The 25577-nt window shown below is 39.9% G+C and carries 24 protein-coding genes and 1 other RNA gene; 4 read left to right on the top strand and 21 right to left on the bottom strand.

Features of this window, described 5'->3' with window-relative positions:
- Nucleotides 1-73: 73 nt before the first annotated feature.
- Together HB912_RS11405 and HB912_RS11400 are read right to left on the bottom strand one after the other, a co-directional pair.
- The gene (locus HB912_RS11405) at nt 74-532 is read right to left on the bottom strand and encodes a DUF3284 domain-containing protein (protein WP_185374676.1); all 459 of its coding nucleotides are present in this window, start codon (nt 530-532) and stop codon (nt 74-76) included.
- Complete coding sequence (locus HB912_RS11400) at nt 529-720, bottom strand: DUF3188 domain-containing protein (protein ID WP_185374674.1); 192 nt, start codon at nt 718-720, stop codon at nt 529-531. Before HB912_RS11400 ends, HB912_RS11405 begins: the two co-directional genes overlap by 4 nt.
- A gap of 329 nt (nt 721-1049) precedes the next feature.
- Here HB912_RS11400 and HB912_RS11395 point away from each other — a divergent pair, with 329 nt between their 5' ends.
- A complete protein-coding gene (locus tag HB912_RS11395) occupies nt 1050-1208 on the top strand; it encodes a hypothetical protein (protein WP_185374672.1) in 159 nt (52 codons plus the stop codon).
- Nucleotides 1209-1367: 159 nt separating this feature from the next.
- Here HB912_RS11395 and bla read toward each other — a convergent pair whose 3' ends face one another.
- Nucleotides 1368-2285, bottom strand: a complete 918-nt coding sequence (bla, locus tag HB912_RS11390) for a class A beta-lactamase (RefSeq protein WP_185374670.1) — start codon at nt 2283-2285, stop codon at nt 1368-1370.
- Between the two features lie 187 nt (nt 2286-2472).
- Between bla and HB912_RS11385 the strand changes: the two genes are divergently transcribed.
- Nucleotides 2473-2694, top strand: a complete 222-nt coding sequence (locus tag HB912_RS11385) for a LapA family protein (RefSeq protein WP_185374668.1) — start codon at nt 2473-2475, stop codon at nt 2692-2694.
- A 205-nt stretch (nt 2695-2899) separates the two neighbouring features.
- Here the strand turns inward: HB912_RS11385 and HB912_RS11380 are convergent, their stop codons facing one another.
- The 9 genes from HB912_RS11380 to tadA form a co-directional block, all read right to left on the bottom strand.
- The gene (locus HB912_RS11380; RefSeq protein WP_185374667.1) at nt 2900-3547 is read right to left on the bottom strand and encodes a hypothetical protein; all 648 of its coding nucleotides are present in this window, start codon (nt 3545-3547) and stop codon (nt 2900-2902) included.
- 124 nt (nt 3548-3671) lie between these two features.
- Nucleotides 3672-4133: a YehR family lipoprotein gene (locus HB912_RS11375; protein WP_185374665.1), complete on the bottom strand. Its 462-nt coding sequence runs from the start codon at nt 4131-4133 to the stop codon at nt 3672-3674.
- Between the two features lie 200 nt (nt 4134-4333).
- Nucleotides 4334-4600, bottom strand: an RNA gene (gene ffs, locus HB912_RS11370) — signal recognition particle sRNA large type.
- Between the two features lie 261 nt (nt 4601-4861).
- Nucleotides 4862-6370, bottom strand: coding sequence for a gluconokinase (locus HB912_RS11365; protein ID WP_185374663.1), 1509 nt, complete (start codon nt 6368-6370; stop codon nt 4862-4864).
- An 88-nt stretch (nt 6371-6458) separates the two neighbouring features.
- Nucleotides 6459-8201, bottom strand: coding sequence for a thiol reductant ABC exporter subunit CydC (cydC, locus tag HB912_RS11360; RefSeq protein ID WP_185374661.1), 1743 nt, complete (start codon nt 8199-8201; stop codon nt 6459-6461).
- On the bottom strand, nt 8201-9925 hold the full coding sequence (gene cydD / locus HB912_RS11355) for a thiol reductant ABC exporter subunit CydD (protein ID WP_185374659.1): 1725 nt from the start codon (nt 9923-9925) through the stop codon (nt 8201-8203). Before cydD ends, cydC begins: the two co-directional genes overlap by 1 nt.
- Nucleotides 9925-10938, bottom strand: a complete 1014-nt coding sequence (gene cydB, locus HB912_RS11350) for a cytochrome d ubiquinol oxidase subunit II (RefSeq protein WP_185374657.1) — start codon at nt 10936-10938, stop codon at nt 9925-9927. Before cydB ends, cydD begins: the two co-directional genes overlap by 1 nt.
- The gene (locus HB912_RS11345; protein ID WP_167628424.1) at nt 10925-12328 is read right to left on the bottom strand and encodes a cytochrome ubiquinol oxidase subunit I; all 1404 of its coding nucleotides are present in this window, start codon (nt 12326-12328) and stop codon (nt 10925-10927) included. The genes cydB and HB912_RS11345 overlap by 14 nt, the downstream gene beginning before the upstream one ends.
- A gap of 366 nt (nt 12329-12694) precedes the next feature.
- Nucleotides 12695-13210: a tRNA adenosine(34) deaminase TadA gene (tadA, locus tag HB912_RS11340; protein ID WP_221635727.1), complete on the bottom strand. Its 516-nt coding sequence runs from the start codon at nt 13208-13210 to the stop codon at nt 12695-12697.
- 101 nt (nt 13211-13311) lie between these two features.
- On the opposite strand from tadA, the gene HB912_RS11335 reads away from it, so the two are divergent.
- The gene (locus HB912_RS11335; protein ID WP_185374655.1) at nt 13312-14898 is read left to right on the top strand and encodes an acetate--CoA ligase; all 1587 of its coding nucleotides are present in this window, start codon (nt 13312-13314) and stop codon (nt 14896-14898) included.
- 366 nt (nt 14899-15264) lie between these two features.
- Complete coding sequence (locus HB912_RS11330; RefSeq protein WP_483403576.1) at nt 15265-16749, top strand: AcpB/EbpR/MafR family transcriptional regulator; 1485 nt, start codon at nt 15265-15267, stop codon at nt 16747-16749.
- Here HB912_RS11330 and HB912_RS11325 read toward each other — a convergent pair.
- The 9 genes from HB912_RS11325 to HB912_RS11285 all read right to left on the bottom strand — a co-directional run bounded on the left by HB912_RS11325 (nt 16746) and on the right by HB912_RS11285 (nt 25569).
- A complete protein-coding gene (locus tag HB912_RS11325) occupies nt 16746-17774 on the bottom strand; it encodes a glycosyltransferase family 4 protein (protein ID WP_185374651.1) in 1029 nt (342 codons plus the stop codon). The two genes, HB912_RS11330 and HB912_RS11325, sit on opposite strands and share 4 nt — an antisense overlap.
- Nucleotides 17749-19179 carry a lipopolysaccharide biosynthesis protein gene (locus HB912_RS11320; RefSeq protein WP_185374649.1) on the bottom strand — a complete coding sequence of 477 codons (1431 nt, stop codon included), beginning with the start codon at nt 19177-19179 and terminating at the stop codon, nt 17749-17751. The genes HB912_RS11325 and HB912_RS11320 overlap by 26 nt, the downstream gene beginning before the upstream one ends.
- A gap of 43 nt (nt 19180-19222) precedes the next feature.
- Nucleotides 19223-20167, bottom strand: coding sequence for an acyltransferase family protein (locus tag HB912_RS11315; RefSeq protein ID WP_185374647.1), 945 nt, complete (start codon nt 20165-20167; stop codon nt 19223-19225).
- Between the two features lie 4 nt (nt 20168-20171).
- Nucleotides 20172-21170 carry an O-antigen ligase family protein gene (locus tag HB912_RS11310; RefSeq protein ID WP_483403575.1) on the bottom strand — a complete coding sequence of 333 codons (999 nt, stop codon included), beginning with the start codon at nt 21168-21170 and terminating at the stop codon, nt 20172-20174.
- A gap of 268 nt (nt 21171-21438) precedes the next feature.
- A complete protein-coding gene (locus tag HB912_RS11305) occupies nt 21439-22218 on the bottom strand; it encodes a WecB/TagA/CpsF family glycosyltransferase (protein ID WP_221635725.1) in 780 nt (259 codons plus the stop codon).
- A 3-nt stretch (nt 22219-22221) separates the two neighbouring features.
- On the bottom strand, nt 22222-22872 hold the full coding sequence (locus tag HB912_RS11300) for a sugar transferase (protein ID WP_185374643.1): 651 nt from the start codon (nt 22870-22872) through the stop codon (nt 22222-22224).
- A gap of 12 nt (nt 22873-22884) precedes the next feature.
- Nucleotides 22885-23553, bottom strand: coding sequence for a CpsD/CapB family tyrosine-protein kinase (locus HB912_RS11295; protein WP_221635724.1), 669 nt, complete (start codon nt 23551-23553; stop codon nt 22885-22887).
- Nucleotides 23550-24275 (bottom strand): YveK family protein, encoded by a 726-nt coding sequence (locus tag HB912_RS11290; RefSeq protein ID WP_185374641.1) that lies wholly within the window; start codon nt 24273-24275, stop codon nt 23550-23552. Before HB912_RS11290 ends, HB912_RS11295 begins: the two co-directional genes overlap by 4 nt.
- 22 nt (nt 24276-24297) lie before the next feature.
- On the bottom strand, nt 24298-25569 hold the full coding sequence (locus tag HB912_RS11285) for a nucleotide sugar dehydrogenase (protein ID WP_185374639.1): 1272 nt from the start codon (nt 25567-25569) through the stop codon (nt 24298-24300).
- Between the last annotated feature and the right edge of the window lie 8 nt (nt 25570-25577).

Below are 25577 nucleotides of genomic sequence, written 5' to 3'. Positions count from 1 at the left end.
TAAGGAGAAACTTCTATTAAGTGACAAAAAAGCATGCACCAAAAAATTCTAGTGAATGCTTTGCCTTCTAAAATTAGTTTTCTGATTTCACTTCTTGTTTTTTCGCTTTACTTTCATTGATAACAGACATTTCAATAGCCTTTAGCAAATTGCGAACTCGTCTTTTTCGAAAGAAACCAAACATCAAACCAGCGATAGCATTATTGACTTTACGCATTGTCTTTTCCGCTTCAATTTTTTCAGTGTACGTCGCCTCACAAGTATTTTCACTCGTCGCCGTAATCGTGTAAGTTGTGATATGCGTATTAGAAAGGGTTTCCGTCATAAATTGATACACTTCATCCGGTATAACTTCGCTAATCGTCGTTGTCGTTCTCATCCCATTTGACATCGTCCGTTGATACGAAAAGCCTTGCAGCTGTCGAACTTGTTTCGTTTTCCCAGTTGATTGTTTAATATCATAAATAACAGAATTAATAATGGCCGTAAAACACTCTTTTTGGGAAATATAGAGTTTTTGCGAAATTTTCATTTTTTGTCCCCTCCCTGTCCTTTTTTATTTTTGAGTCCTTTAAAAACATATATAGCTCCGATAGCAGCAATTACAAGTCCAGTTACCATCATCGGCGTGCTTGCAGCACCATTTTTCCCGAATGAAGGACTAAACATAATGATCATTAACCCAATACAAACTACAAAAAGACTATTTGCTAATTTCATCCAATGATCCCTACCATTTCTTGAAAAGGTTTTGAAGAATTTTCGAAAGCATGAACATGTGACATTGCGACTTAGAAGTCTTCAAAAGCTTTCTATAAAAACCTTCTCTTTTCTTATTTTATCGTTAAGCTTAGCATCTTGCAATCTGAAATATAGTAAGCATTCCCATAGTTATTAAATGCAATTTTCATGCCAATTATTCTTCAAAAAAAGAGGCATTCAAGCTCCGCACGCAACACCCCTTTTACACACGAAAATCAACAAGTGTGTATCTTTGCTACACAAAGCAATCATTATGCTATAATACAAGTAGAATAGAGGTGATTCAATTGGCATTAAAGTCTGATATGCCAGAGGAAAGTAAAAACAGTAAAGTTATCAAACGTGATACTTTTTCGATCGTCTTTCCAGATGATCCAAAACCTGATAAAACGACTGAATCTACTGATCCAATCCTCGCTAAACCGAAAAATGACGAGTCGGAATAAATGACCCTAATAAACTATGTTGGTGAAAGACATTTTCTAGGACTCAGTCCATCTTTATTTTTAAGCTCAGTAGTACCAAAACAGATTTACGAATTATTCGTAAAAATAAAAGGCTAGAAACAAACCTGCTCCAAAAGCGTTTGTCCTAGCCTTTTTATTTTATAATGAAAATTCTTCGCTTAATACTTTAGCCACATCAGCAATCAGCTGATCGTTATACGAATCGTCTTCCTTATCCATTTTGGAGAAAACCGTCCAAACAAGTGGCTTCTTTTTACTGTTTTCTTTAAATATAATGGCAATATCATTTCGTGTTCCATAAGACCCAGCACCCGTTTTATCTCCCACAAGATACCCATCTGGAACTCCCGCGCGAATGAGGTTATCCCCTGTTGTATTATCAACTAAGGTTTGTTTAAAATATTTTAGTGCTTGCGAATCTAAATGTTTGGGGTCTGTTAAATACTTCAAGTCTCGTCCAAATGCTTCCGGCGTTGTTGTATCCCTTATGTCACCAGGAATCGCCGAATTTAAATCCGTCTCGTAGCGAGAAGAAATAGTCGTCTTATCCCCTATAAGTCTCAATTCCTTTTGAAACTTCTTCGTACCGCCCATTTCATTAAGTAACAAGTTCCCAGCTGTATTATCGCTATAAGCTACAGCCGCATGAATAATCTCCTTGAGCGTCATCCCCTTGTCCACAAATTGCTCCGTAATCGGAGAGTAGTCAACTAAGTCCTCTTTTGAAAAGAAAATCGTTTTTTGCAGCTCTTCCTCTGTACGATTTTTCAAGAGTAACCCACTGATGATAGCCTTATATGTTGATGTATAAGCAAACCTTTCGCGTGAATGATACTTAATCTTTTCATTCCCATTTGTTGCATAAACACCTAATTTCGCGTTATATTTATTTTCTAGAACCTCTAGTTTTTCGCTCACCGAATTGATTTGCGGAGTCGCTTCCGCTTTCAGTTCATTTCTTGAATGCCGATTTTCGCTAATCCCCCAAATAGCCATACAAAATACCAAGACACCTAGAACCAAAATCCCCCATCTTGCGAGTACTTTTTTCTTCATAAACGCTATTCCCCCATTCGAATTGATAAGACTCATTATACACAGCAAAAAACAAGAAACTTTTAAGGAAGCTTAAAAGTTTCGCCTATTCTTCATCCTGTTATTTGTGTACCCTTCATGTTTTCTATAAAACTTAACGGGAATACTGATATAAATCAAAAATTTTCATATTAAGGAGGGCATATCCTTGGAAAACGAATCTAAAAAAATATCCATTAAACTTATTGTCAACATTATACTTATTGCCTTAATTATTTTATTTATGGTCTTTAATCGACAACACGTAACCATTCACTTTTTATTCGGTCAAATGTCGATCCCATTATTCATGGTCATCGCTATTTCCGCTATTTTAGGATGGTTAGCAGGATTTATTATCCCTAAATTCCGTTCAAAAACAAAGAAATAAATCATTCGGGATAACTACTCAAAACAGCAAACCATCCATTTCATCAAGGTGACTACATACTATAAAAATACTCCATTTGATTGACTAAAACCCCTTTTCCATCCACAATCATTTTAAATAACAAAAAACTCAGCTAAACAATTTAAAAAAGCAGAAATTCTTAGATGGCTTTATAAGTCACTCATCCAAAAATTTCTGCTTTCTTTTAATTATCCTTAATTGAAAAAATCACCATGCGCTTGGCGTCATCTACACGCACGTCTACATTCTTGTTTAGTTTGTCTTGGAATAACTTCGTAATATCAAGAAAATCATCATAACTTGCAATATCACTTTTTTTATAGCCTTGCAAAATCGTCGGCTTAATTCTCGTTACATACTTATCCGTTGAAGTATTTTCTGGATCATAGCGGTATATTTCTTTACCCGTTTTATTGTGGAAAGAATAAACTGCATATTGATCTTTTTTCGTCCGAAAAACGTCTTCTTGGGTCACATAAGCATTGTCTGCCACACGATAATCCAACTTTCCAGCGAAGCTTTTATCCGCAGATGGTTTATTTAACTCAAATTGATTGTAGGCAATCCGAAAGAAATACTCAAGATTATAGTAACTATTTACCCGAAAATAAAGATGTTTGTTTTCTTTTTTCTTATCGAGTCCAATATCTGTTGATGAAATTGGAAAAACATCATACAATTTTCCATTCATTTCATAAGCAACATCATATTCATCCAGCACTTCTTGACGCTGAAATACACCAAAAATAACTCCAAGAGTTAAGAGTATAGCAGCAAGCACAACTAGAATACTTGTAATCACTATGGTTCTTTTTTTCTTTAAGCGCTGCATAAACTTCATCCTCAACTTCAAAATTCAAATCCAATTTCTATTCTAACAGTTTTAGCGAACAATTTCACTAACTTAAACCAAAAAAAGGCACTTATGCTCACATAAGCGCCTTTTTTTAGTTAAGTTATTTTTTCTCTTTGAAGCCTTGCTCTTTTAGCATTTTTTCCGATTTTTCCATGCTAATCCCATTTTTAGTATTTCCTTCTGTCATCAAACCAGAAATACCGGAAACTTGGTCCATATCAACTTTTTCATAGTCAATTGCAACCGTTTCGCTTACTTCGTTGTCTCCGTAAGTAATATTTTCTTTCAAGCCTTTGATACCTTGATATTGATCAGCTGTTGCCTGTAGTTTTGCTTTTGCTTGATCCTTCGTTGTTACACCTAGAGCCGAAAAAGGAATTTTATTTTTGCTCGTTTGTTTAAGCACCTTATCTTCTTTATATGTATAGGTCACTTCCATTGTCGCTCCATTTTTTTCCAGTTCAAAGGTCTTCGTTTTCGCTTCTTCAGATCCGCAAGCAGCAACTGTTAAAGCTAAAACAAATACAAATACAAGACTAAGCCCTCTTTTTAAAAATTTCATGATATCCCCCTTATTACTTTTTTACAAGTCTAGTATAAAAGATTAAAAACAAAATAGCGAGGATTATTTTTGTATTTGTCTTCACATGTATCCAATTAAACTAAATGTAAATAGCTTAAGATCAATACTTTTCTGAGCTTTTTCAACAAATAAAAAATCTTCTCTAGCTAGAGAAGATTTAAATCAAATCATATTTAACGCCGTGCACCTCAATTCGACATACATCCACCTGCGCTTCTCTGATCGTTAGCTCAGATCAGGCTACCTCGCGGCACATAGAAGAACACTGCTTAATGCTGCTTCCTTCCGGACCTGACATGGTTCACAGGCTTCCATTGCGCAAGACCAAATCGTCAACACCACGTGTCAAAGGCTGACCAAACAGATATAAGCCTCAGTTGAGGAATTCAACCCCGCTAGAGCGGATTGCGGGTTACAGGGCGCCGCTATCTCCCCGTCTAGCACGGCAAATTTGCTACCATAATTTAGGAGTCCTTACGAAAAGGACTCAACTAATAGTGTATCTTTTTTAGTAAAAAAACACAAGTAAAATCTCTATTTAATTTTCACACCGCTAAATATACACTAACAAGCGTTGCCGCAATGGTTCCGAGCAAGCAAATTCCGATCAAAATCAAGGCAATCCAAACAATTTTTCGGTTCATAAGACAAAACCTCATTTCTAATTGACTTACCTACCTATCCCCAAAAATACTCGTTCATAAACGCTACTCGTCTTCATTTAGCCATTCAATTATACGTCGATTACTTGCCATAAGCGCTTCTGCCGCTTCCGCAAAAACAGCATGCCAAGCTAGGTAACGTTCATGCCGTTTGGGATCCGGGAAAAAACGCGCTGTGATTTCCGGTTCTGCGTCCAGTTTAAACCCTTGGATTTCCCCAAAAGCCTCTAGCGCGATAATTGCTGCTCCGAGACTTGAGCCTTCAACTGTATACGGAACTCGCACTTCATGCCCGAACACATCTGCAAGAAGCTGACACCAAAATTCTTGCCGAGCAATCCCCCCAGTCACATATAAAACGTCACCTTCCGCTTGAATTTCTTGATAAACACTATATAGGTTTAGCGTGACACCCTCAACAACTGCACGAACCATGTGCGCACGCGTATGGCTCTCTGATAGACCGAGAAAAGCTCCACGAATATCATCCGTCCAGTAAGGTGCCCGTTCGCCCAAAAGATAAGGCAAAAATAGCAAACCTTCCGCACCAAGTGGAATTTCTCCCGCTTGCTCCATCAGCTTTTCATAGTCACGTTCATTACGAATCGCACGTGGCGCAAGCTGTTCAAGCGCCCACTCCACAATTTTCCCACCATTATTCACAGCTCCGCCACGCACAAAATACCCGTCCGTCAACCGGTAACAAAAAGTTCTTCCATGCTCATCTGGCAAGAAAGAATGCCCAATCTTTCGAACCGCTCCGCTCGTTCCAACGGTCACCGTGACATCTGATTCACCAAGAGCTTGGATGCCAAGATTGGCGAGCGAACCATCATTTGCCCCTATCACAAATGGGGTATCCACGTTAAGAAGCAGCCTCTCCCCCGAGGTTTCAGAAAGCCCTGTAAGTTGATGGCTTTCTGAAACCACCTCGGGAAGCTTGCCTTCTGGAATATTCACTAAATTAAGCGCCAGCGGTTCCCATTTCATTGTAACTGGGTTAAACAAACCAGAACCAGACGCAAGAGAGGCATCAATGACCCATTTTCCAAAAAAGTGATATAGTACATAGCTTTTAATGCCACAAATTCGCATTGCTAGCTTGACTTTTTCAGGTTCCGTTTCCTGCAACCAACATAATTTTGCAAATGGACTCATCGCATGAATCGGCGTGCCCGTTTTTTGATAAAGTGCCTCCAGATCAAACTTTTGCTTCATCCGTTTAAGTGCCCCTGAACTTCTTCCATCAGCCCAAGTGATACACTTCGTGAGCGGCTTTCCAGTTTCATCTATCAGTATCAGGCTGTGCATCGCCGCACTAAAAGATACCGCCAAAATTTCATTTTTATCTACCTTGCTTTCTAACATGCCCCCGCGAATTGCGCCACAAACAGCTTCAAAAATCTGATCCGGATCAAGTTCAGCTTTTCCGCGCGTATCCGTTTTCATTTGATAAGAAATCGCACACCGATTAACAACTTGGCCTTGTTCAGTAAAAAGCACTGCCTTCGTACTAGACGTACCAATATCAACGCCCATTACAAATTCACTCATGTCTCATCCCTCGTTTCTGGCACCATTATACCAAAAAAGGAGCTTTTGCACCGAGATAAACTCACTGCAAAAGCTCCACCCTACCATTTTAATTCAATTTGATTGGCCGGTCCAGCTCATAAAGCCTGCGATAACGCGGTTCACTTGCCATAAGTTCCGCATGCGTCCCTTGCATCAAAATGGAGCCTTCCTCAAGGAAAACGACCGTATCCATTTTTTCTGCTCCAACTAAGTGATGTGTCACCCAAATGACTGATTTCCCTTCGAGCGCCTCAAAAATCGTTTGCAAAAGCTCTCGTTCAGTAATGGGGTCTAGCCCAACCGTTGGCTCATCCAAAATAACAATCGGCGTATCTTGCAAAAGAATCCGAGCGAGCGCGATCCTTTGACGTTCCCCGCCAGAAAAGCGCGCTCCCATCTCAGTCATTTGCGTTTGATAGCCATCTGGCATGCTCATAATGAAGTCGTGCATCTTAACTTGACGTGCCGCCTCATACACTTCCTCGTCCGTCGCATCCTGATTCCCCATCCGGATATTGTTTAGCACCGACGTGCTAAACAAATGTGCCTTTTGATTGAGCATCGAAACGACTTCTGCCATCTGCGGTCGAATTTCTTCCACTTTGACGCCATTCATCAACACTTCACCGCTCGTCGGCGTAAGAGCCCCCTGCACAAGTTTCAAAAAAGTAGACTTCCCGGTTCCACTTCGCCCGATCATCGCCACTTTTTCCCCTTGCGCAAGCTTAAAATCAAACTGATTCAAAACAAACGGACTTTTTTCATTATACTGGAACGAGAGTCCCCGAGCTTCAAGTGCTACGCTCTTCGTTTCGATACGCACATTTTGTTCAAGCTCATGTTCAAAATCAGGCAAACTCGGATCTTCAATTTTGTCTAGTCGATCAAGTGAATCTTGATAAAGCGATTTATCACTAACCGCGCTTGAAACTGGAACAAAAGCCTCGCCAAGCGACATAATGGCTAATACAAAAGCTGCAATGAAGGTTCCATCAAACACCCCGTCCTGAGCTTGTCCGGCACTCCAGTAAACCATCACAACAACCGTCGCCCCGACAATCAATTGGCTGAAAAAGTCCCGCCAATTGACGAAGTGGAACTGCTTCGTTTCCACTTTTAACAGATCTCTCTCATCTTTTTCATACCCCTTGATGAAACTTTTTTCACGTCCGCTAAACATCCAGTCACTTAGCCCAAAAACAGCATCGGTAAACTGATTATAAAGCCCGTTTCTTCCCTGCTTTAAGTAGGCATTTTTCCCTCTCGCATAAAGCAGAGAGAGCCAAGGTAAAACAAAAACGAGCAAGCCGATCAAAATGAGCATCAAAATGGCGAACGGAATGGAGAAAGCCCCCAGTGCGATGAGAACGCCGGCATAAAGTACCACACTCACAACAGCAGGGAACATCGTTGTTAAGTAAAAGTTTTGCAGATGTTCAATGTCATCCGCAAGCAAGCCCAAAATATCCCCGGTCCGGTAGCGCGACTTAATTAGTAGCGCCTGCGGTTCTAGAATGCGGTAGAGTCTGACGCGCATTTTCTCCAAAATTTTTAAAACAAGCGAGTGGCTCGAAAGTCGTTCGACGTAACGAGAAACGGAGCGCATGATCCCGAAAGCGCGCACCCCAACAGTAGACACGTAAACGGCCATGATCGACTCCGGCATCAAGGAAGACTTTGAAATCAAGTGACCCGATGTAAACATCAAAGCTGCGCCTGCTGCAAACGTGAGTACGCCGAGTGAGGTAACGAGAATAAACAGTCTGAGATTTTCTTTGATATACGGACCTATCCAACTGTTTTTAAGCATTATATCTCCTCCAACTGAGCTTTTACTAGCTTGTAGTAAAACCCTTTTCTCGCAAGCAACTCATCATGTGTTCCTGTCTCGACAATTTGCCCCTTATCGAGCACAATGATTCGGTCCATCTCAAGCATCCAGTGCAGTCTATGCGTCGCTAAGAAAACAAGCCGATTCTTGAAAAGTTCTAACATCGGCGCCTTTAACTCCGCTTCCGTTTCAATATCAAGATGCGCCGTTGGTTCGTCAAGTAGTACTACTTTTCGATTCGACAAAAATGCTCGTGCAAGCGCAGTCCGCTGTTCCTGGCCGCCGCTAAGTGTCCGTCCTGCTTCCCCAACGACCGTTTCGTACCCAGCGTCTAAACTGGCTACAACACTCGTAAGACCTGCCGCATCCGCTGCACGTTCCACTTCTTCTTGCGTGGAATCTGGATGGTAAAACTTGATGTTCGAAGCGATTGTACCGTGAAATAAATACGGATGCTGTGGAATGTAGGTCACTTGCTCCTGCCAAGCTGCATCCGAAAGCTGCACTTGTTTTTTAGCATCCATTTCAAAATGCCCTTCTGTCGGTGCCAAAAAGCCGCTCAAAATGTCAATCATCGTGGATTTTCCGGCACCTGTTGCACCGATAATACCAATTTTTTCATAGCCTTTCACTTCAAAATTAGCGCCAGCAAGCGATGCAATTTCAGCACTGTCATGCCGCACAGAAATCCCCTGCATCGCAAAACGAGTATCTTCTCCGTAAGCATCCGCAGATTCGCCAGGATGCGCCGCTTTTTCTTCTTCGCCTCGATCAATAATCGCTTGGATATTCCGACCTGCATCCTGCCCGTCAAGCGTCGCATGGTAATCCGTCCCCAGTTCTCGAACGGGAAGGAAATATTCTGGTGCTAAAATCAAAATTGCTAATGCCACGTAAAGCGTGATAGTGCCATTAATCAAGCCTAGCCCAAGGAACAGTGCCACAATTGCAATCGAAAGCATCGTAAAGAAATCGAGCGCAAAGGAAGATAGAAAGGCCACTCGGAGTGTGCGCATCGTCGCTCGTCTGTATCTTGCACTCGTCCCCCGGATGCTTTTTTCATGACTATGGCTCAAGCCAAGATATTTCAAGGTTTCAAGCCCTTTTAGCGAATCAACAAAATGGTTCGACAAAATCCGGTAAGATTCAAACTGCGAATCGGCTTGTTTCTTGGCCGCTAATCCCAAAATAATAAGGAAAAGGATGAGGATTGGGAAAGTTACAAATAATATGAAAGCTGACGTCCCGTTTTGCGTAAGCACGTAAATCCAAATCATCGCTGGGATGATGGCCATGTTCATAAATTTAGGCAAGAAAAGTTCGATGAAGCGTCTAAAATCTTGTACGCCTTCCATGACCATGGTCACAATTTTCCCTGTTCCTTCGGCGCGGGTAAAGCGCGGACCAAGAACGAATAAGTTGCTAAGGAGTTCTTCACGCATGCGCTTTCCTGTTTCCGCGGCATAGCGGTAGACAATCCCCTTTTTCCAGACATTTAAAAAATGACGTACAAAATACGCCCCGGTAAAGAGGAACATTTGTAACGCCACAGAGGACAGTGCCTCGCCGTGAAACAGGTCTGTCACTGCATCGGCGAGGGCACGAGCCAAGACGATAATCGCTGCGCCTTGAATCAAGGTGAGTACAGCTAAAATCGCTAGTATTTTTTTAATACCTTTATATTTGAATAGATCTTTTCCCATTAATACGTCATTTTCTCCTTACTCGAAACGCGTTTACGGAAAACATAATAACTCCAGATTTGATAGCCGAGCACAAACGGCAACAACGTCACCGCTACAATCGTCATCACGGTCAAAGAGTAATTTCCCGATGCCGCATTATAGATGGTCAAATCAAATGCTGAATCAATCGAACTGATCATTACACGTGGAAATAAGCCGACGAAAAGTGTTGCAACGGTAATTGCAATACCCAGTCCTCCGAAAGCGAAGGCGAACCCATCGCGACCTTTCCACAAGAACACTGCAGAAAGCACGTACATCACAACGACGACCGCAATCATTAGTGGAACGAGTACTGGGCGCGCTTGGAAAATATCCGAGAAGAAGAACGCCATCACTACGAAGACAACTAGTACGGGGATCGTGATCCACCAAACCCGTTTAGCCATCCGGCGAGCTCGTTCTTGAATCTCATTTTCTGTACGAATTGTAATAAACATCAAACCATGAAGCAAGCACAGCATTGTTACAGTTATACCACCCCAAACGGAGAAGACTGTAATGTAATCGAAGAAACCAGCGTGCATGTTCATATCATGGTTAATTGGCATACCTTGAATCAAGCTGGCGAATAAAACGCCGAATAGGAAAGGCGGTAAAATACTGCCGACAAAAACCATCCAATCCCAGAAATTACGCCAAGCAGCACTTGCTTTTTGATGGCGGAACTCAAACGAAACACCACGTGCAATGAGTGCAAGTAGTAGAACGACAAACGGAATGTAGTAACCGCTAAACATTGTCGCATACCAGTTTGGAAAAGCAGCAAAGATTGCACCACCTGCTGTTAGTAGCCAAACTTCATTGGCATCCCAGAACGGGCCAATTGTGTTTACTAGAACGCGTCGTTCTAAGTCATTTCTTGCCATAAAGCGCGTAGACATTCCGACGCCGAAGTCAAATCCTTCAAGGAAGAAAAATCCGACGAACAAAACAGCGATCAACAGAAACCATAGCTCATTCAGTGACAATTTCGTCGCCCCCTTTATCAAATGGATCGACGGAAACTTTTTCTTGTTTCTTCTCACCATAAGGTCCTTTTTTGATTTCGCGAATAAATAAGTATACTAAAACAATCAATAAGATTGAGTAAATCGTTGAGAAGGCGATAATCGAGAAGAGCAGTGAGCCAGCTGAAACGTTTGGTGAAACAGCATCTGCCGTCTTTTGATACCCGAAAACAACCCAAGGCTGACGTCCAATTTCTGTCATAATCCATCCCATCGAGTTAGCTAAGAACGGGAAGAATAGCATTGGAACCATTAGACGCAAATACCATTTCGCATTTTCGAGTTTCTTGCGCCATGCAAGTACAACACCAATCAGTGCGAAAAGAATCATTAGCATTCCAGCAGCAACCATGATACGGAAGCTCCAGAATGAAGTGCGCACTGGTGGGATATAATCGCCCGGTCCATATTGTTGTTCATATTGCGCTTGAAGTGTATTCATCCCTTCTACTGAACCACTTAATGTAGAGTAAGATAGGAAACTTAGCGCATATGGAATTTCAATTGACCACGTATTTTTGCGGTTATCTACGTCAATACCAGCAATCGCTGTCCACGGAGCTGGATCCGCAGTATCCTCCCAAACACCTTCTGTTGCAGCCATTTTCATTGGTTGCGTTTTGACCAAGTATTGTGCTTGCGAGTGACCGCTGAACGCTGTACCAAATCCGCCAATGATGGCAAGTACAAGCGCTACTTGGAAAGAGCGTTTGAAGAAGTTTGTATCTTCCTTTTTAAGCATTTTATAAGCACTGATCCCTGCAACGAAGAAAGCTCCTGTTGCGAACGCACCAAAAATAACGTGCGGGAATTCAACGAGTAGCTGACCATTCGTGATAAGTGCCCAAAAGTCATTCATTTCAGCACGACCATTTTTAAATTCGAAACCAACTGGATGTTGCATAAACGAGTTAGCAGCGAGAATCCAAAAGCTTGAAAGAATCGTACCAATCGAAACAAGCCAAATACATGCTAAATGAAGTTTTTTTCCGAGGCGATCCCAACCAAAAATCCATAGACCGATAAATGTCGATTCCATGAAGAAAGCAAGAAGCGCTTCAATAGCTAGCGGAGCACCAAATACGTCCCCCACGAAACGAGAATAATCGGACCAGTTCATCCCAAATTGGAATTCTTGGATGATCCCGGTTACGACACCGACTGCGAAGTTAATCAGAAACAAGTGTCCCCAAAACTTCGACATTCTTTTGTAAACATCTTTTCCTTTCACAACATACAACGTCTGCATGAGCGCGACCATGAACACAAGTCCAATGGATAGCGGCACGAACAGAAAGTGAAAGATCGTTGTTGATGCGAACTGGAAGCGGGCTAGAAACAAAGTATCCACCCTTTTCCCCTCCTTTTTTTGCGTTTTACATGTCTTTTTCAAGCGCTTGCAAAGATTGTGAAAAAAAACCGAAACAAACCGCTAGTGGTTGTTCTCCTTTTCACAATCATAGGTAAATCTCACTACAAAGTCTTTTTGCGCAAACACTATAAGAAAAATTATTAAACTAGAATAAGTTCTGTATACAGTACATTTTATCCTATTTCGCCTGAAAATCATTTAGTTCTTTAGTAGCTTTTTTATAGCTTACTGTACACAATTAAAGCAGACAAAGTTAAAGCCTTCGCTAGACTTAAGCTAGAGTTTTGCTCGATTATTCACATTCAGAAATAAAAATAGGGATTCCCCTAAAATAGTAAAAAAGACTCATTCGTTTTTTTGAGACTTGTAATTTTTTTTACGCTCCCTCAGATCCTTAAAAAATGAGGTGAGCAGTTCCGCCGTTTCTTGCTGCAGAAGTCCTTTTTCCACTTCACAGGTATGATTGAAGCGATCGTCTTCCAGTAAATTCATCAGTGTTCCTGCAGTTCCCGCTTTTGGGTCACTAGCGCCGTAGTAAACTTTATGAATTCGTGAGAGTAAAATGGCGCCACTGCACATCGGGCAAGGTTCAAGCGTTACATATAAATCGGCGCCTGAAAGTCTCCAAGAACCTTGATTAATGCAAGCATCTTGAATGGCTAAAAGTTCTGCGTGTGTAATAGCATTTTGGGAGGTTTCTCGCAAATTATGGCCTCGTCCGATAATTTCTCCATCTAATACAACAACCGCTCCAATTGGTACTTCACCAAGATCGCGCGCCTTTACAGCTTCTTTTATCGCTTCCCGCATGAATTTTTCTTTTTCCACTTCTGCTCCCCACTTCTCAACCGTTTTTTTCATCTTAGCATAATCCTGCTTTTCTTTACAGTTGCTTTTTAGATTTAAATATATTACCATGTTCTATTATCAGGTACTAATTTTTTAAAAGGAGGAAATCTATTTTGTATTCAGAAAACTTAATTGCACCCGAACTCTATAACATTACAGACGAAATCACAAAATTCGCCTCTGACAAAACAGCCTTAATCTGGAAATCTCCAGATGCGCCTGAAAGAAGCTGGAGCTACAATGAGCTACTTGCTGAAGCGCGTAGATTTGCAAACGTTGTTACCGAAGCAGGAATTAAAAAGGGAGACCACGTCATTGTCATCACGCCTCGCTTACTTGAAACCTATTCCATTTATATGGGTTTATGGATGGCTGGTGCCATTATTATTCCGGCATCCGAACTTTTAAAAGCACACGATCTTGAATATCGTATTCACCAAGCGGGCGTAAAAGGGATCATCGCCTATGCGGGTCTTCATCAAGAGATCGATAAAATTTCGAACATTGATTCCTTGCTAAAAATGCGTATTCTACTCGATGGAACCGCCTTAGAATGGACAAACTATGCGACAGTCATGGAAAAGGCTTCCGCTGAATTTACTCCCGTTGAAACTCACCGCGACGACCCTTGTTTACTTGCCTTCACAAGTGGAACGACTGGAAACCCGAAAGGTGTGGTACACGTTCACGGCTGGGGCTATGCGCATATCCGGATCGCGGCTGATCACTGGCTTGATATTCGTGAAAACGACCGAGTTTGGGCGACCGCTGGACCCGGCTGGCAAAAATGGATTTGGTCACCATTTCTTTCCGTTCTCGGAAAAGGCGCAACGGGATTCATGTATAGCGGACGATTCTCCCCAGAAAACCAACTGAAACTGCTAGAACAGCAGCAAATTAATGTCCTTTGCTGTACGCCGACCGAATATCGTTTAATGGCCAAAGTGACCCACTTAGACAGATTTGACTTATCGCACCTAAGAAGCGCTGTTTCTGCTGGAGAACCGCTTAATCGCGAAGTTATTAATGTTTTTCAAGATACATTTGGAATCAAAGTACGCGATGGCTACGGCCAAACGGAAAGCACGCTATTAATTGGTACGCTCGTTGATACGCCCATCCGCCCAGGTTCGATGGGAAAACCAATCATGCCTGAATATATGGCGATTGTAGATGAAGCGGGAAAACCTGTTCCACAAGGTGAAATTGGTGATATCGCGGTTCGGAAAGACTTTCCGGCGCTCTTTAAAACGTATTATAAAGAACCTGAGCGACTGGAAAAAGCTATCCGTGGCGATTATTTTGTCACTGGAGACAGAGCTTATGCCGACGATTCCAATTATTACTGGTTCCAAGGTCGAAACGATGACATTATCATTAGCTCTGGATACACCATTGGACCGTTTGAAGTTGAGGATGCGCTCACGCACCATGAAGCCGTAAAAGAAGTTGCGGTTGTGGCAAGCCCAGACGAAATTCGTGGCACCGTCGTGAAAGCCTTCATTGTGCTCAAGGATGGTTACACGGGCAGTGATGAGCTAAAACGAGAACTACAAATGTTTACCAAGAAAATCACCGCCCCGTATAAATACCCACGCCGAATTGAATTTGTAAATTCGCTCCCTAAAACGGATTCTGGGAAAATTAGACGCGTAGCGCTGCGCGAACAAGAATTTATAATAGCTCGTCCTTCAAAGTAACTTTTGACAGATTTATATAGAGTATAATCACTTATCTTTTGCTAATAATTATAATCAGAAGCAAAAATGTTTATTTAGCCTTTCAGATGGAGTCCGAAAACTTTTGGGCTCCATCTTTTTAATTGACGGTCGTATCTACTGAAGAATAAGAGCGTTACACAATGCGTAAAAAAGTTTTACTATTTATACTTGCTCTTACCTTTCGATATTTTATTATCATTAGTTTATTCATCGAGACTGCCAACCTAGTTAGAATGTAGGGTAGATACTTAAGCCGAACTACTAGTCAGGAGTAGAGTAAGTTTGCTAAAATAGTAATAAATATTACAAAAAATCTATATTTAGTGATATAAAAGGAGGATTTCAATGGACTTCTTGTTTAACAGGAAGCAAAAGTTATTGTTTGAAATGGTAACAGTTTTATATTCAGAAAACCGCTATTGGACTTTAGACGACCTCGCAACAAAACTCCCTCTTTCGCGCCCAACAATTCAGTCAAATTTGCAGCTTCTTACTCAGTTGCTTGCACCACTCCAAGAAAATGTCCGCTTAATTAAGTCTTCTAAAGGGAGTTATTTGTTCAAAGAATCAGCTATTAGTTTTAATCGTATTCGGCTGTTACTATTAAAAGAGTCCATTCCCTTTAGATTTATTGACTCACTTACATTCAAGAAACACCCTAGTTTAGCTGCATTTTGTGAAGATAATTATATTAGTCAATCCCACTTTTATAAGATGATTCAGGAATGTAAAGTTTTTTTGAGTAATTATGATATTGCATTTGATTATGTAAATATGGAATTTAAAGGAAGCGAAAAAAACATTCGTTATTTTTTATATTCTTTTCTATGGGAATGCTATGGTGGGATCGAATGGCCATTTAGCACATATAAAGACGATCAATATTTTTCACAACAACGTAATTTCCTTAGCAAAGAATTAAATATTTCATTTTCATATATGGAGCAGTTGCGACATTCTTTTTTAGTTACTATCACGAAACTCCGCTTCGAGCAAGGCCATATCATAGATTCTGAAATATCAACGGATATTATTCTCTTTCCAAAACTTGCTGAAATCGTTCAAAATGTGATTTCTGAAACATTTGCTCCCCTCTCCGTAATCCAAGATGAAACTAAGTATCTTTATAAAATGATTTGCATTAATATCTGGAAATCATTGAAACCAAAACATATGAAAAAAATTAACCAAAGCTATCGTGAAGACAATCCGAAAGAAATTATTTTTGCTAACCGAATACTCGATTTATTTAAATCCGAATTTGGAATAGATTTATCAAATAACGATCAAGTAGTCTACTCCCTCTTTGTTATTGGAGATCACACTTCTTATATGGGAAGTATTGCACGCGAAGTGTATATGACCAGGAAGATTATGTACTATAAAGAACGTTTTTCCACATACAGCCAACTTCTCGACCGTGTTCTAGCTGATTTATCGGCTGATGTTGATTATAGAGCTTTCACACGTGCTAAAGATTTCCTCTTCCTACAACTTACTTATATTCTAGAAAACTACATGGACTTGTCTTCTTTTGATCCACAAATTAATATTTGGATAACTCATTCAAGCTACAGCTATAAAGTCAAACGAATTGAAAAAATCGTCAAAAAATATTCCCCATTCAATGTAAAAGTCTTCACAGACCCTCTGCCTCCCAAAAACTGTGATCTAATCTTAAGTGATGTAGAATTGCCGGAATTTAGTGATCGGAATGTATACGTCTATACTGATCCACCGATTAATGGTGAATCTAAACGAGTTGAAAACGCTGTGAAAGAAATTCAAAATCGAAACTTAAAAAAACTTAAGTCAGATTCAAAGACTTAAGTTTTTTTATAAATCTGTTCCCAGCTACGCATATATGCTTCGAAGGAAAAATTTTGTTCGATGGTCTGGCGCGCATTTTTTGAATATCGATTTTGTATGCCATTATCATCTTTAATAAAGCAAGCTAGCTCATTAGCCATTACTTCCACTTCACCTGGACATACTAACATCCCATTTTTACCATCTGAAATCACAGCCGGAATATCTCCTACATTCGTTGTCAAATTCGGAATTCCTGATGCCATTGTCTCCAGTACCGCCATTGGTAACCCTTCCCGATAGGAAGGTAAAAAATGTAGCATTGTCGTCTTTAAGATTTCCGCTTGCTCTTCTTTTGAAACCCAGCCTCCGAGTTCGACATTTTGAAGCCCCATCATCTTGATCTCATCGCTAACTCCCTCTATATCCCCATCTCCATAGAGAACAAACTTCACCTCAGGAAAATCTTTGTCCATCCGTGCCGCGACTTGAAGCAAGTCATAGCTCCCTTTTCTTTTACCAATACGTCCAAATGTCACAATTGTTTTGGACTTGGCATCATAGCTAGAGCTCTCCGGAATTTGAACTGCATTCTGAATAATCGAAACCTCTGTTGTAGTAACTGTTTGATAAAACTTTTTCCAGTTCTCTCCTAAAACAACAACATGATCAATTCGATTAAAGACGTGCCTAATCAATGCTTTCATTATCCATCTGGATTTTTCATAAAATAAATCAAACTGCGAAGCATGCATATGGAAGATTACACGGCAATGTTTAGGGACAAGACGACTTAATAGCGCTTTACGATAAAAACTCCCTTTTTGCGCAACGTGAAAATGCACGACATCAATCTTTTGGTTATGGATTACTTTTCTGATCAAACGAAAAGCTTGCCACTCAGTTTTCCACTTACTTTTTTCTGACCACGAACTTAAGAAGAAGAGTTGGTGCTTCTCACTTGTATAATATTGTTTAAAATTTGAAATGACAGTTGCAATGCCACCTTTTTCTTTGGGATCAGGACCCACCATTAAAATATTCATTTTTTTTAAGTCCTTTCTTTAATTGAAGAATTTGTCCAAGCTCTCCTCGATACAATATAATCAGCAGAACTAACATGCCTAAAATTAGAACTTTTTCAAACCAAGTATCACGAAGAACAACACTATAGAGCGTTAAAGCATATAGCAACGTGGTGACAATCATATGGCGCTTCACGGAAAAGCCTTCCCAAACTCGCATCGAAAAGAAAGTTCGCGCGAAGAAAAAAGCAATATAAGCGGTGCCGGTTGCAATCGCAGCACCAACTGCACCAAAGCTTGGGACTAGGAGCACATTCAATAAAACTGCAACAAATAAAGCAATTAGTGAAACATAGATATTCAGCACACTTTTCTTTAAAAAGACGATTCCTAGTGTTGTGGTCTCGCTCACGGTCATCATCAGCGGATAAAAACAGAGAAAGGGGAATATATATTGCGCTTCACTGTAGGCTGGAGAAAGTATCATAATAATCCATTCCTTAAAGAAAAGCATGAGAAGAAAAGAAAAGGCAATGATAAACATGACGGCATCACTTACTCTTTTGTAATAAATGATGGGCTTTTTTTGTTCGTACCACTCATAAGCCGTAGGAATCCAAAAATTGGCAAAGCTCACTTGTAAAACCATTAATGCACTTGCCACTTTAAACGCCGCTGTGTATATGCCTAACTCATTAAAATCAGCAAGATAGCGCAAAGAAAGTTTGTCAATTACGATAAATAAGCTGTAAAGAAAGGTACCTGCAGCAACGGGTAAGCCAAATTTAGCTAGCTTCTTAATCAGAGCTCTATCTATCGTTTTAAAAGCCTGCTGAAAGAGTTTTAAATTAAACAAAATAAGCAAGGCGTCCCCTACCATTTGTCCGATCAGCATGCCATAAACCACGGTGATGAACACCGGCTCAAAAAAAAGTAATCCGCAGATGGTTCCTGTCAAAATCGCAAATTTAATCCAAATGCTGTAAACAGAAAAGGTTAAAGCTCGGTTTTCCATTCGAATGAATAATAAAATAAAGCGTTCAAAAATCAGTAAAATGATGGAAAATGCAAGCAAATAGATGACAACCTGATAGTTAGGATCCGAAAAAAGCCAGACTGAAACTGTCGAAGCAAATAGGCTTAGGCCAGCGATCAAAGCGAGTGCAGAAACAAGCGGCACTAGCATCGCTTGGACGAGTAAATGCTTTTTGTTCTCCGCGGCGTGAAATTCGCGTGTAAAAGCTTGATCGAATCCTAAATAAATGATGTAAATCAGCAAGGTTTGAGCTAATAAAAACATGCTCGTTTTCCCATATTCGGTTGGTGATAAAAAATAAGTCGTAACAGGTATCAAAACCAAGTTAAGCAAAGCAGCGCCAAGCGAGCCAATGGAAAATTGGCCGAAGCGAATTAATAATTTCTTCAAAAAAATCCCATTCTTCCTGTGTTAAAATAAAAAATTTGAATCCTCACGACATCCAATATAAAAGGAGGATTTGAATCATCAATATGAAATAAGTTTGGTGGGTAGCCAGGAAAAACATCGTATGTCTACCAACGAAGTTTAATAAGCGAGAATCCTTATTTCCGAATCTCTTAAGTAGAACAAGCACCACGAAAATCCCTGAAACGGCTCCTGCAAAAAATAAAATAAAATTTCCATAGTAGCCATGAAAAATATCGATTCTTTCTTGAGAAATCCAGTAGTTGAGTGAAACAACCATCACAAAAAATAAACTCGTAAAAAGTAATGCACTTTTAGTTAAATAGGAAGCAAATGATTGTTCTTTTTTTCGATATAGATAACCTAAAAAGTAAAATAATAAGCCAGTGGGCACTGTGTCTAAACTAAATGGCCAAATCGTGCCTTGTATCGTTACGGTCAAAAAAATACAAATGAGGAGGACTATGCCGATTATTTGATAAACAAAACGACCTTTCTTTCCCATTCTTAGTAATAGTTCAAATAGGACTTCCACAAAAAACAAGCTAAACAAAAACCAGAGAGCTCCAATATGAGCCGTATACGGTGTATCTCGCAAACCTAAAATCGTTGAGAAAAGAAATTGATTATCCCAATGTTCGTAATAGGAAAAAGTAGGCATCAAGTGAGAAATCACGTATTTAAACCAAAAAAAGGCAAGTATACTAAATCCATAGAAAGGGAGCACAAGCCTTTTAAAATATTTTTTTATAACTTGGCTTAAAGCGGCTTTATTGTTTTTTTGAGAAAGTCCTCTTAAATAGCCTGAAATGAAGAAAAACAAAGGTAAATGAAAGGCATAAATAGGGACTAAAAATACATTGATCCACGAGAGGCGACCCACACCCAGTACAAGAAAATGGCCAAGAATAACGAGTAACATGGCCACGCCTCTTCCATTGTCAATCCATTGCAAACGATGATTTGTCATAATTCTACTTTCTCCCTCTTCCAATTTGGTCATTTCTCGTATGCATCAGCATAATTCCGCCGCAGATCAACCCTAATAAAGTCGTACATAGAGCAGAAAACAAAACGTGTCCGGCAAAAAAGCTATATAAAAGAATGGTGATTAGCGCAATCGTATAGGTCGAAAGATTCTTCCTGCGAAGAGAAAGTACCAAAAAGTAGCCAATAACCGAGTTAACTAGTAAAGTCCCGATAAGGCCCAGCCCAAATAAAGTATCAAAGAAATCCATCTCCATTAAGCCGCCCACACCAGCGCCACCAAAATGGATCAAGCGATATTCAAAACCAAAACCAATCCACAGAACACTGAGCGGGTTATTGGGTTCCCAAAAACTTTGAAAGCCTAACTTCAAATATTCACTTCTTGAACTCGTTAGTAAGCGTATTAAATTGCCATCATATAAATGATAGAAATAAGTAATTCTTGTATAAGTTCCAGAGATGGCATCGATAATGAAATCTTTGCCTACAAAAATCAAGTAAACAATCGAAATTGCGAACAAACTCACCATAAATACCCGATAAATCGACTGAATCTTTTTTTCAAAAAATAAGAAATTAATCAGTAACACAATCGTGTAAATCACTCCAAAAACGACGCCTGTTTTGGTACTGATAAGCAATAAGCTACTCAGTAATCCTAAATATAAAAGAAGTAAAAAAAGAGAAGTCCATTTTCTTTTATTCACGATAGACAAAGTCACAGCTCTACCCGTAAAAATTGTTGCAATCATAAAAGCAATAGTTATATCGTTTGTAGCGAAGAAAAAACCCTTATACCCTGCATTGCTGTTTTCATACGTATAATGCCCCATGCCAAGCATGTAAGGAATAAACAGTCCGAGTACGAGAAACAAACTAACAACCAGAAATAAATTGCTATAATTGATGTTACGGAACTTTTCTCGCCTTTGATAAATGTAATAAGGGATAAGCAGCCAGAGAGAAAATTTAATGATAGTCACTAAATCACTCACGAGTAGAGAAGAAGGATTTTGTAACACTACATTTTGGAAAAGAATAATTAAAAAACATCCTAAAAGGCATTGCATCGTTAAGAACGTATAAAAATTTCTCGGGAAGCCATAAGAAAAAATAGCGATCAGCAAATAAAGAAAATAAAAAGACCTGTAAAGTATGCCGATTGGCAGATTAATATGGCTGCTTAAAAGAAAACCATTGACACTATCTACTAAGGGAAATATGATGGTTAACCCTATAAAAAAAATGATATTACTTGGAATTTTTTTCACCTTTTTGAATAGCTCCTCTTTGATTTCTTTTCTCGCGAAACACATGTGTTAGAAAGCGAAAATTACCGATAAGATAGCGTTTAAACATTCTTCTTGGTTCTTGGATAAAGCGATAAAACCATTCTAAACCTGTTTTTTGCATCCATTTAGGAGCCCGCTTTGTCTTACCAGCAATCACATCAAAGCTTCCCCCAACCCCCATTACAAATGGAGCCTGCATCAGTTCTTTATACGCATTTACCCAGATTTCTTTTTTTGGACTAGAAAAAGCAATGAATACGATATCTGCTCGTCTTTCTTTAATTTCACTAGCAATTTCAAAAGATTCTATATCTTCAAAATAACCGTTCCGAAAACCCGCTACCTCTAGTGCAGGATATTTTTCTTGGTGAGCGCGTACAACTTCTTGTACGACCTCCTCTGTTGCGCCAAAATAATAAACCCGCCAACCTTTTTCTGCCGCAAGTGCCACTAAATTTTCAAACAAATCGATTCCAGTCACACGTTCCCTGACATCATAGCCCAGTAATCGAGCTGCCCATACTATTGATTGTCCATCTGCGTTCACAAGAGGACTTTTATTTACAATTGCTTGTAGCATTTTGTTTTCTGCCATTAGATTAATTTTACTGGCGTTAATCACAACATGCTGACTCGGCTTCCTCGCTTCGATTAGTTCCTCCACGCGTTCAAGTGTTTCCTCCATTGATAGGACATCAAGTACACTTCCGAGCAACTTAATTCGCTTATTCGCTGCCATGTCTTAGTACGCTCCCTTGGGGAATAAAAGCACAAGTACTGTTTTACAAAGAATCTTAAAATCCTGTTTTAAAGATAAATGCTTAATATAATACAAATCCAGTTCTACCATTTGGTCAAAGCTTAGTTCATTGCGTCCACTCACTTGCCATAAGCCAGTACATCCAGGGGTTACAAGCAAACGCTTCTGGTCACGAGGGGTATAGACAGCAACTTCTCGAGGAAGTGGTGGTCTCGGCCCAACAAGACTCATTTCGCCTTTCAAAACATTAAAAAGTTGTGGCAACTCATCAAGACTGGTTTTTCTAAGCAGTCTGCCAATTTTTGTCACGCGAGGATCTTTTTTCATCTTGAACATCGCGCCTTCAATTTCGTTTTGCTTCAAATATTTTTCCAGTTCTGCTTCCGCATCCGTTCGCATCGACCGAAACTTATACATATGAAATTTTTCACCCTTCTTACCAACACGTTGTTGTTTAAAAATTACAGGCGCACGCCAGTCAGACAGTTTAATAGCTACCGCAATCGAAATAAGAAGTGGACTTAACAGTATAAGAGCGAGCAGACTCAACATGCGGTCAACATGTACCTTCCATCTCACATAGCCGATTTCTTCATCTTTTCGTAAAGACAGATTGGCTTTACTTTGTTCCATCTCTAGCACTCCTTAGTAATAATAATTCCCGGCGTTTTTTGTTCCGTTAAAAACCATACCGATTAAGTTAGCACGCGCAAGCTGCAACTGATTGACAGCATCTTTTGCTTTTTCTTTCAGCGTTTTGTGGTGCCTACAAACAAGTACCACCCCATCTATTTGATCTGACAGGACTAGGGCATCCGACACAATTGTAACTGGTGGTGTATCAATAATAATCTTGTCAAAGGATTCCCGTAGCCGCTCAATCAGCCCAACCATTTTTTGGGAAGATAATAAATCGTTTGGATTGGGAGGGATGGGGCCGCTTGTTAAGACTGAAAAGGAGCAGGTCGTCATATTCACTTGTTGTAAACTATCCTCTAAAGCATCTTCCCCTGTTATGACACTGGACAAGCCGATAAACATCTTTTTTGCAAAACGTTTATGCACGGTTGGTTTACGCATATCCGCATCAATCAACAAAGTTCGCACTCCCTTTTCCGCATACGCAACTGCCAGGTGCGAAGCAATAGTGGATTTGCCTGACCCACTTTCTGGCGACGTAATCAGAATGACTTGTTTTTTTTCATCGATTCCAGAAAAATCAATTCCGGTTCGAATTAATTTAAATTGTTCGCTAATAGAGGAGTTATACCCATGAGTTATATCTTTAGTACTTTTTTTCGCATGCCGTCTCAATCTTCATTCTCCTTTTGGATCTTCGCCACTAATGGATCCCCATTTTGAAACACACTTACTTCCCCAAGTACGTGAAGTCCTAAATAATCCTCTGCTTCTTCTTTTGAAGTAAAGCTTCGATCAAGTAGCAGTCTGATGAAGATAAAACAAAAAGCAAGAAGAACACCTATGAAAAAGGCAAGTATCATCATTAAAGCTTTTTGAGGTTTTATTGGGGTTTCAACTCCAGTAAATTGTGCTTCTGACAAAGTCGTTACATTATTTATTTTCATAATATTCGGTGTTTCTTCTTTAAATATTCTGGCAGTTACATTTGTAATTTCAGCTGCTACTTTCGGATCAGGGTTTTGCACTCTAATGTCGATAACTTGTGAATTCGCCGTGTTCTTCACTTGAATCATTTCCGCAAGTTCCTGAATATCGTATTGTCCTTTAATATTTTGTTGTACTTTGTTTAAGATTCGTGGACTCGTAATGATGGTGCTGTATGTGTCTACAAGCTGTAAATCTGCTTGAACCATCTGTGAATCAACGCTGCTGTTTTTTGATGCTCGATCTGATTGATTAACAAGTATCTGAGTATCTTTTTGGTAAATTGGTATAGCAATAAAATTGAGATACGTAAACATAGAAAGCATAGTGATGCCGATAATCGCCAGAATCCATCCGATATTTTTCTTAAAAACAAGTATTGTTTTCTTGAAATTTATTTGCTCATTCATAAAATTCTCCTAATTTTGGCGATCATAAGGCCTGTTCAGCATTTTTCACGGCCGAAATATTGCCAAGCGTATAATGTTCCTCAAATGAAGCATCTGAGACCACACAATTTCTCGTATCAAATAAAACACGCTGTTTCATCACTTTAACCGCATTCTCTGGAAGTTCCTTAAACTCATCATGATCTGTTAGAATCAGTGCAATATCGCTATCTTGGAGCACTTCTTCCAGCGAGTCTGTATCTGCCTCTTTGACATGCGGATCATAAGTTCTAATTTCAATACCACTCATACTCCGTAACTGATTTGCGATTGAAACTGCTGGACTTTCCCGCATATCATCGATATTTCCTTTGTAAGCAAGCCCAAGTATGCTAATCGTTTTTCCGTCATGTTTTTCAAGAATATCAAGTACTTGTTCCACAACAAAATGTGGCATTTGGCTGTTCACTTTTCGAGCACGCTGAATCAATTGGGCTTCTTCTGGAGCCTTTGCAACAATAAAGTAAGGATCCACTGCAAGGCAGTGTCCGCCAACTCCAGGTCCTGGCTGGTGAATATTCACACGCGGATGCTGATTTGCCATCCTAATCACTTCAAGTGCATCAATATCTAATTTAGCACCAATCTGCACAAGTTCATTTGCTAAGGCGATGTTTACATCACGATAAGTATTTTCCATTAGTTTCGAAAGTTCCGCTGTACTAGCTTTTGCTTCAATTAGTTCGCCCTGTACGAACACACCATATATTTCTCTTCCCTTTTTCGTACAAGCGGGTGTTACACCGCCGATAATCCGGTTATTAAACACAAGTTCATACAACACTTTTCCTGGCAAAACCCGTTCTGGACAGTGCACAAGAAAGATATCCTCTCCAACTTCAAAACCAGCTTTTTCAATCATCGGTTTCACAACATCTTCAGTAGTTCGTGGACTAATTGTTGATTCAATAATTACTGTGTTCCCCGCCTGTAGATAAGGCACAATATTTTTTACTGCGTCTACCACATAAGTGAGATCACAGCCTTTGTATTCATCCTCACAATTAGGGGTTGGAACCGCCACGATAAATACATCTGCCGGTTCTACATTTAATTGCGCTTTTAAATTTTGTTGTTTTCTCACTTCTTGCAAGGCTTCTTGTAAAAGTGGTTCTTCAATGTGTACTTTTCCGTTATTTAGCATCTCAACCACATGCTGATTCTTATCAACACCAACTACTTCCTGTCCATGAAGTGCGAATGTAATTGCTGTCGGCAAGCCGATATATCCTAATCCAACTGTTAGAATTTTCATTTTGACAC

Source organism: Listeria aquatica (assembly GCF_014223975.1).
Lineage (GTDB): Bacteria > Bacillota > Bacilli > Lactobacillales > Listeriaceae > Listeria > Listeria aquatica.
The sequence above is the reverse complement of the archived record's forward strand: the minus strand, read 5'-3'. Positions and strand labels throughout refer to the sequence as shown.

Bases quoted from the DNA above. Each gene is read 5' to 3' on its own strand.
- HB912_RS11405 (WP_185374676.1), bottom strand. From the start codon at position 532: ATGAAAATTTCGCAAAAACTCTATATTTCCCAAAAAGAGTGTTTTACG.
- HB912_RS11400 (WP_185374674.1), bottom strand. From the start codon at position 720: ATGAAATTAGCAAATAGTCTTTTTGTAGTTTGTATTGGGTTAATGATC.
- bla (WP_185374670.1), bottom strand. From the start codon at position 2,285: ATGAAGAAAAAAGTACTCGCAAGATGGGGGATTTTGGTTCTAGGTGTC.
- HB912_RS11380 (WP_185374667.1), bottom strand. From the start codon at position 3,547: ATGCAGCGCTTAAAGAAAAAAAGAACCATAGTGATTACAAGTATTCTA.
- HB912_RS11375 (WP_185374665.1), bottom strand. From the start codon at position 4,133: ATGAAATTTTTAAAAAGAGGGCTTAGTCTTGTATTTGTATTTGTTTTA.
- HB912_RS11365 (WP_185374663.1), bottom strand. From the start codon at position 6,370: ATGAGTGAATTTGTAATGGGCGTTGATATTGGTACGTCTAGTACGAAG.
- cydC (WP_185374661.1), bottom strand. From the start codon at position 8,201: ATGCTTAAAAACAGTTGGATAGGTCCGTATATCAAAGAAAATCTCAGA.
- cydD (WP_185374659.1), bottom strand. From the start codon at position 9,925: ATGGGAAAAGATCTATTCAAATATAAAGGTATTAAAAAAATACTAGCG.
- tadA (WP_221635727.1), bottom strand. From the start codon at position 13,210: ATGAAAAAAACGGTTGAGAAGTGGGGAGCAGAAGTGGAAAAAGAAAAA.
- HB912_RS11330 (WP_483403576.1), top strand. From the start codon at position 15,265: ATGGACTTCTTGTTTAACAGGAAGCAAAAGTTATTGTTTGAAATGGTA.
- HB912_RS11325 (WP_185374651.1), bottom strand. From the start codon at position 17,774: ATGAATATTTTAATGGTGGGTCCTGATCCCAAAGAAAAAGGTGGCATT.
- HB912_RS11315 (WP_185374647.1), bottom strand. From the start codon at position 20,167: ATGACAAATCATCGTTTGCAATGGATTGACAATGGAAGAGGCGTGGCC.
- HB912_RS11305 (WP_221635725.1), bottom strand. From the start codon at position 22,218: ATGGCAGCGAATAAGCGAATTAAGTTGCTCGGAAGTGTACTTGATGTC.
- HB912_RS11300 (WP_185374643.1), bottom strand. From the start codon at position 22,872: ATGGAACAAAGTAAAGCCAATCTGTCTTTACGAAAAGATGAAGAAATC.
- HB912_RS11290 (WP_185374641.1), bottom strand. From the start codon at position 24,275: ATGAATGAGCAAATAAATTTCAAGAAAACAATACTTGTTTTTAAGAAA.
- HB912_RS11285 (WP_185374639.1), bottom strand. From the start codon at position 25,569: ATGAAAATTCTAACAGTTGGATTAGGATATATCGGCTTGCCGACAGCA.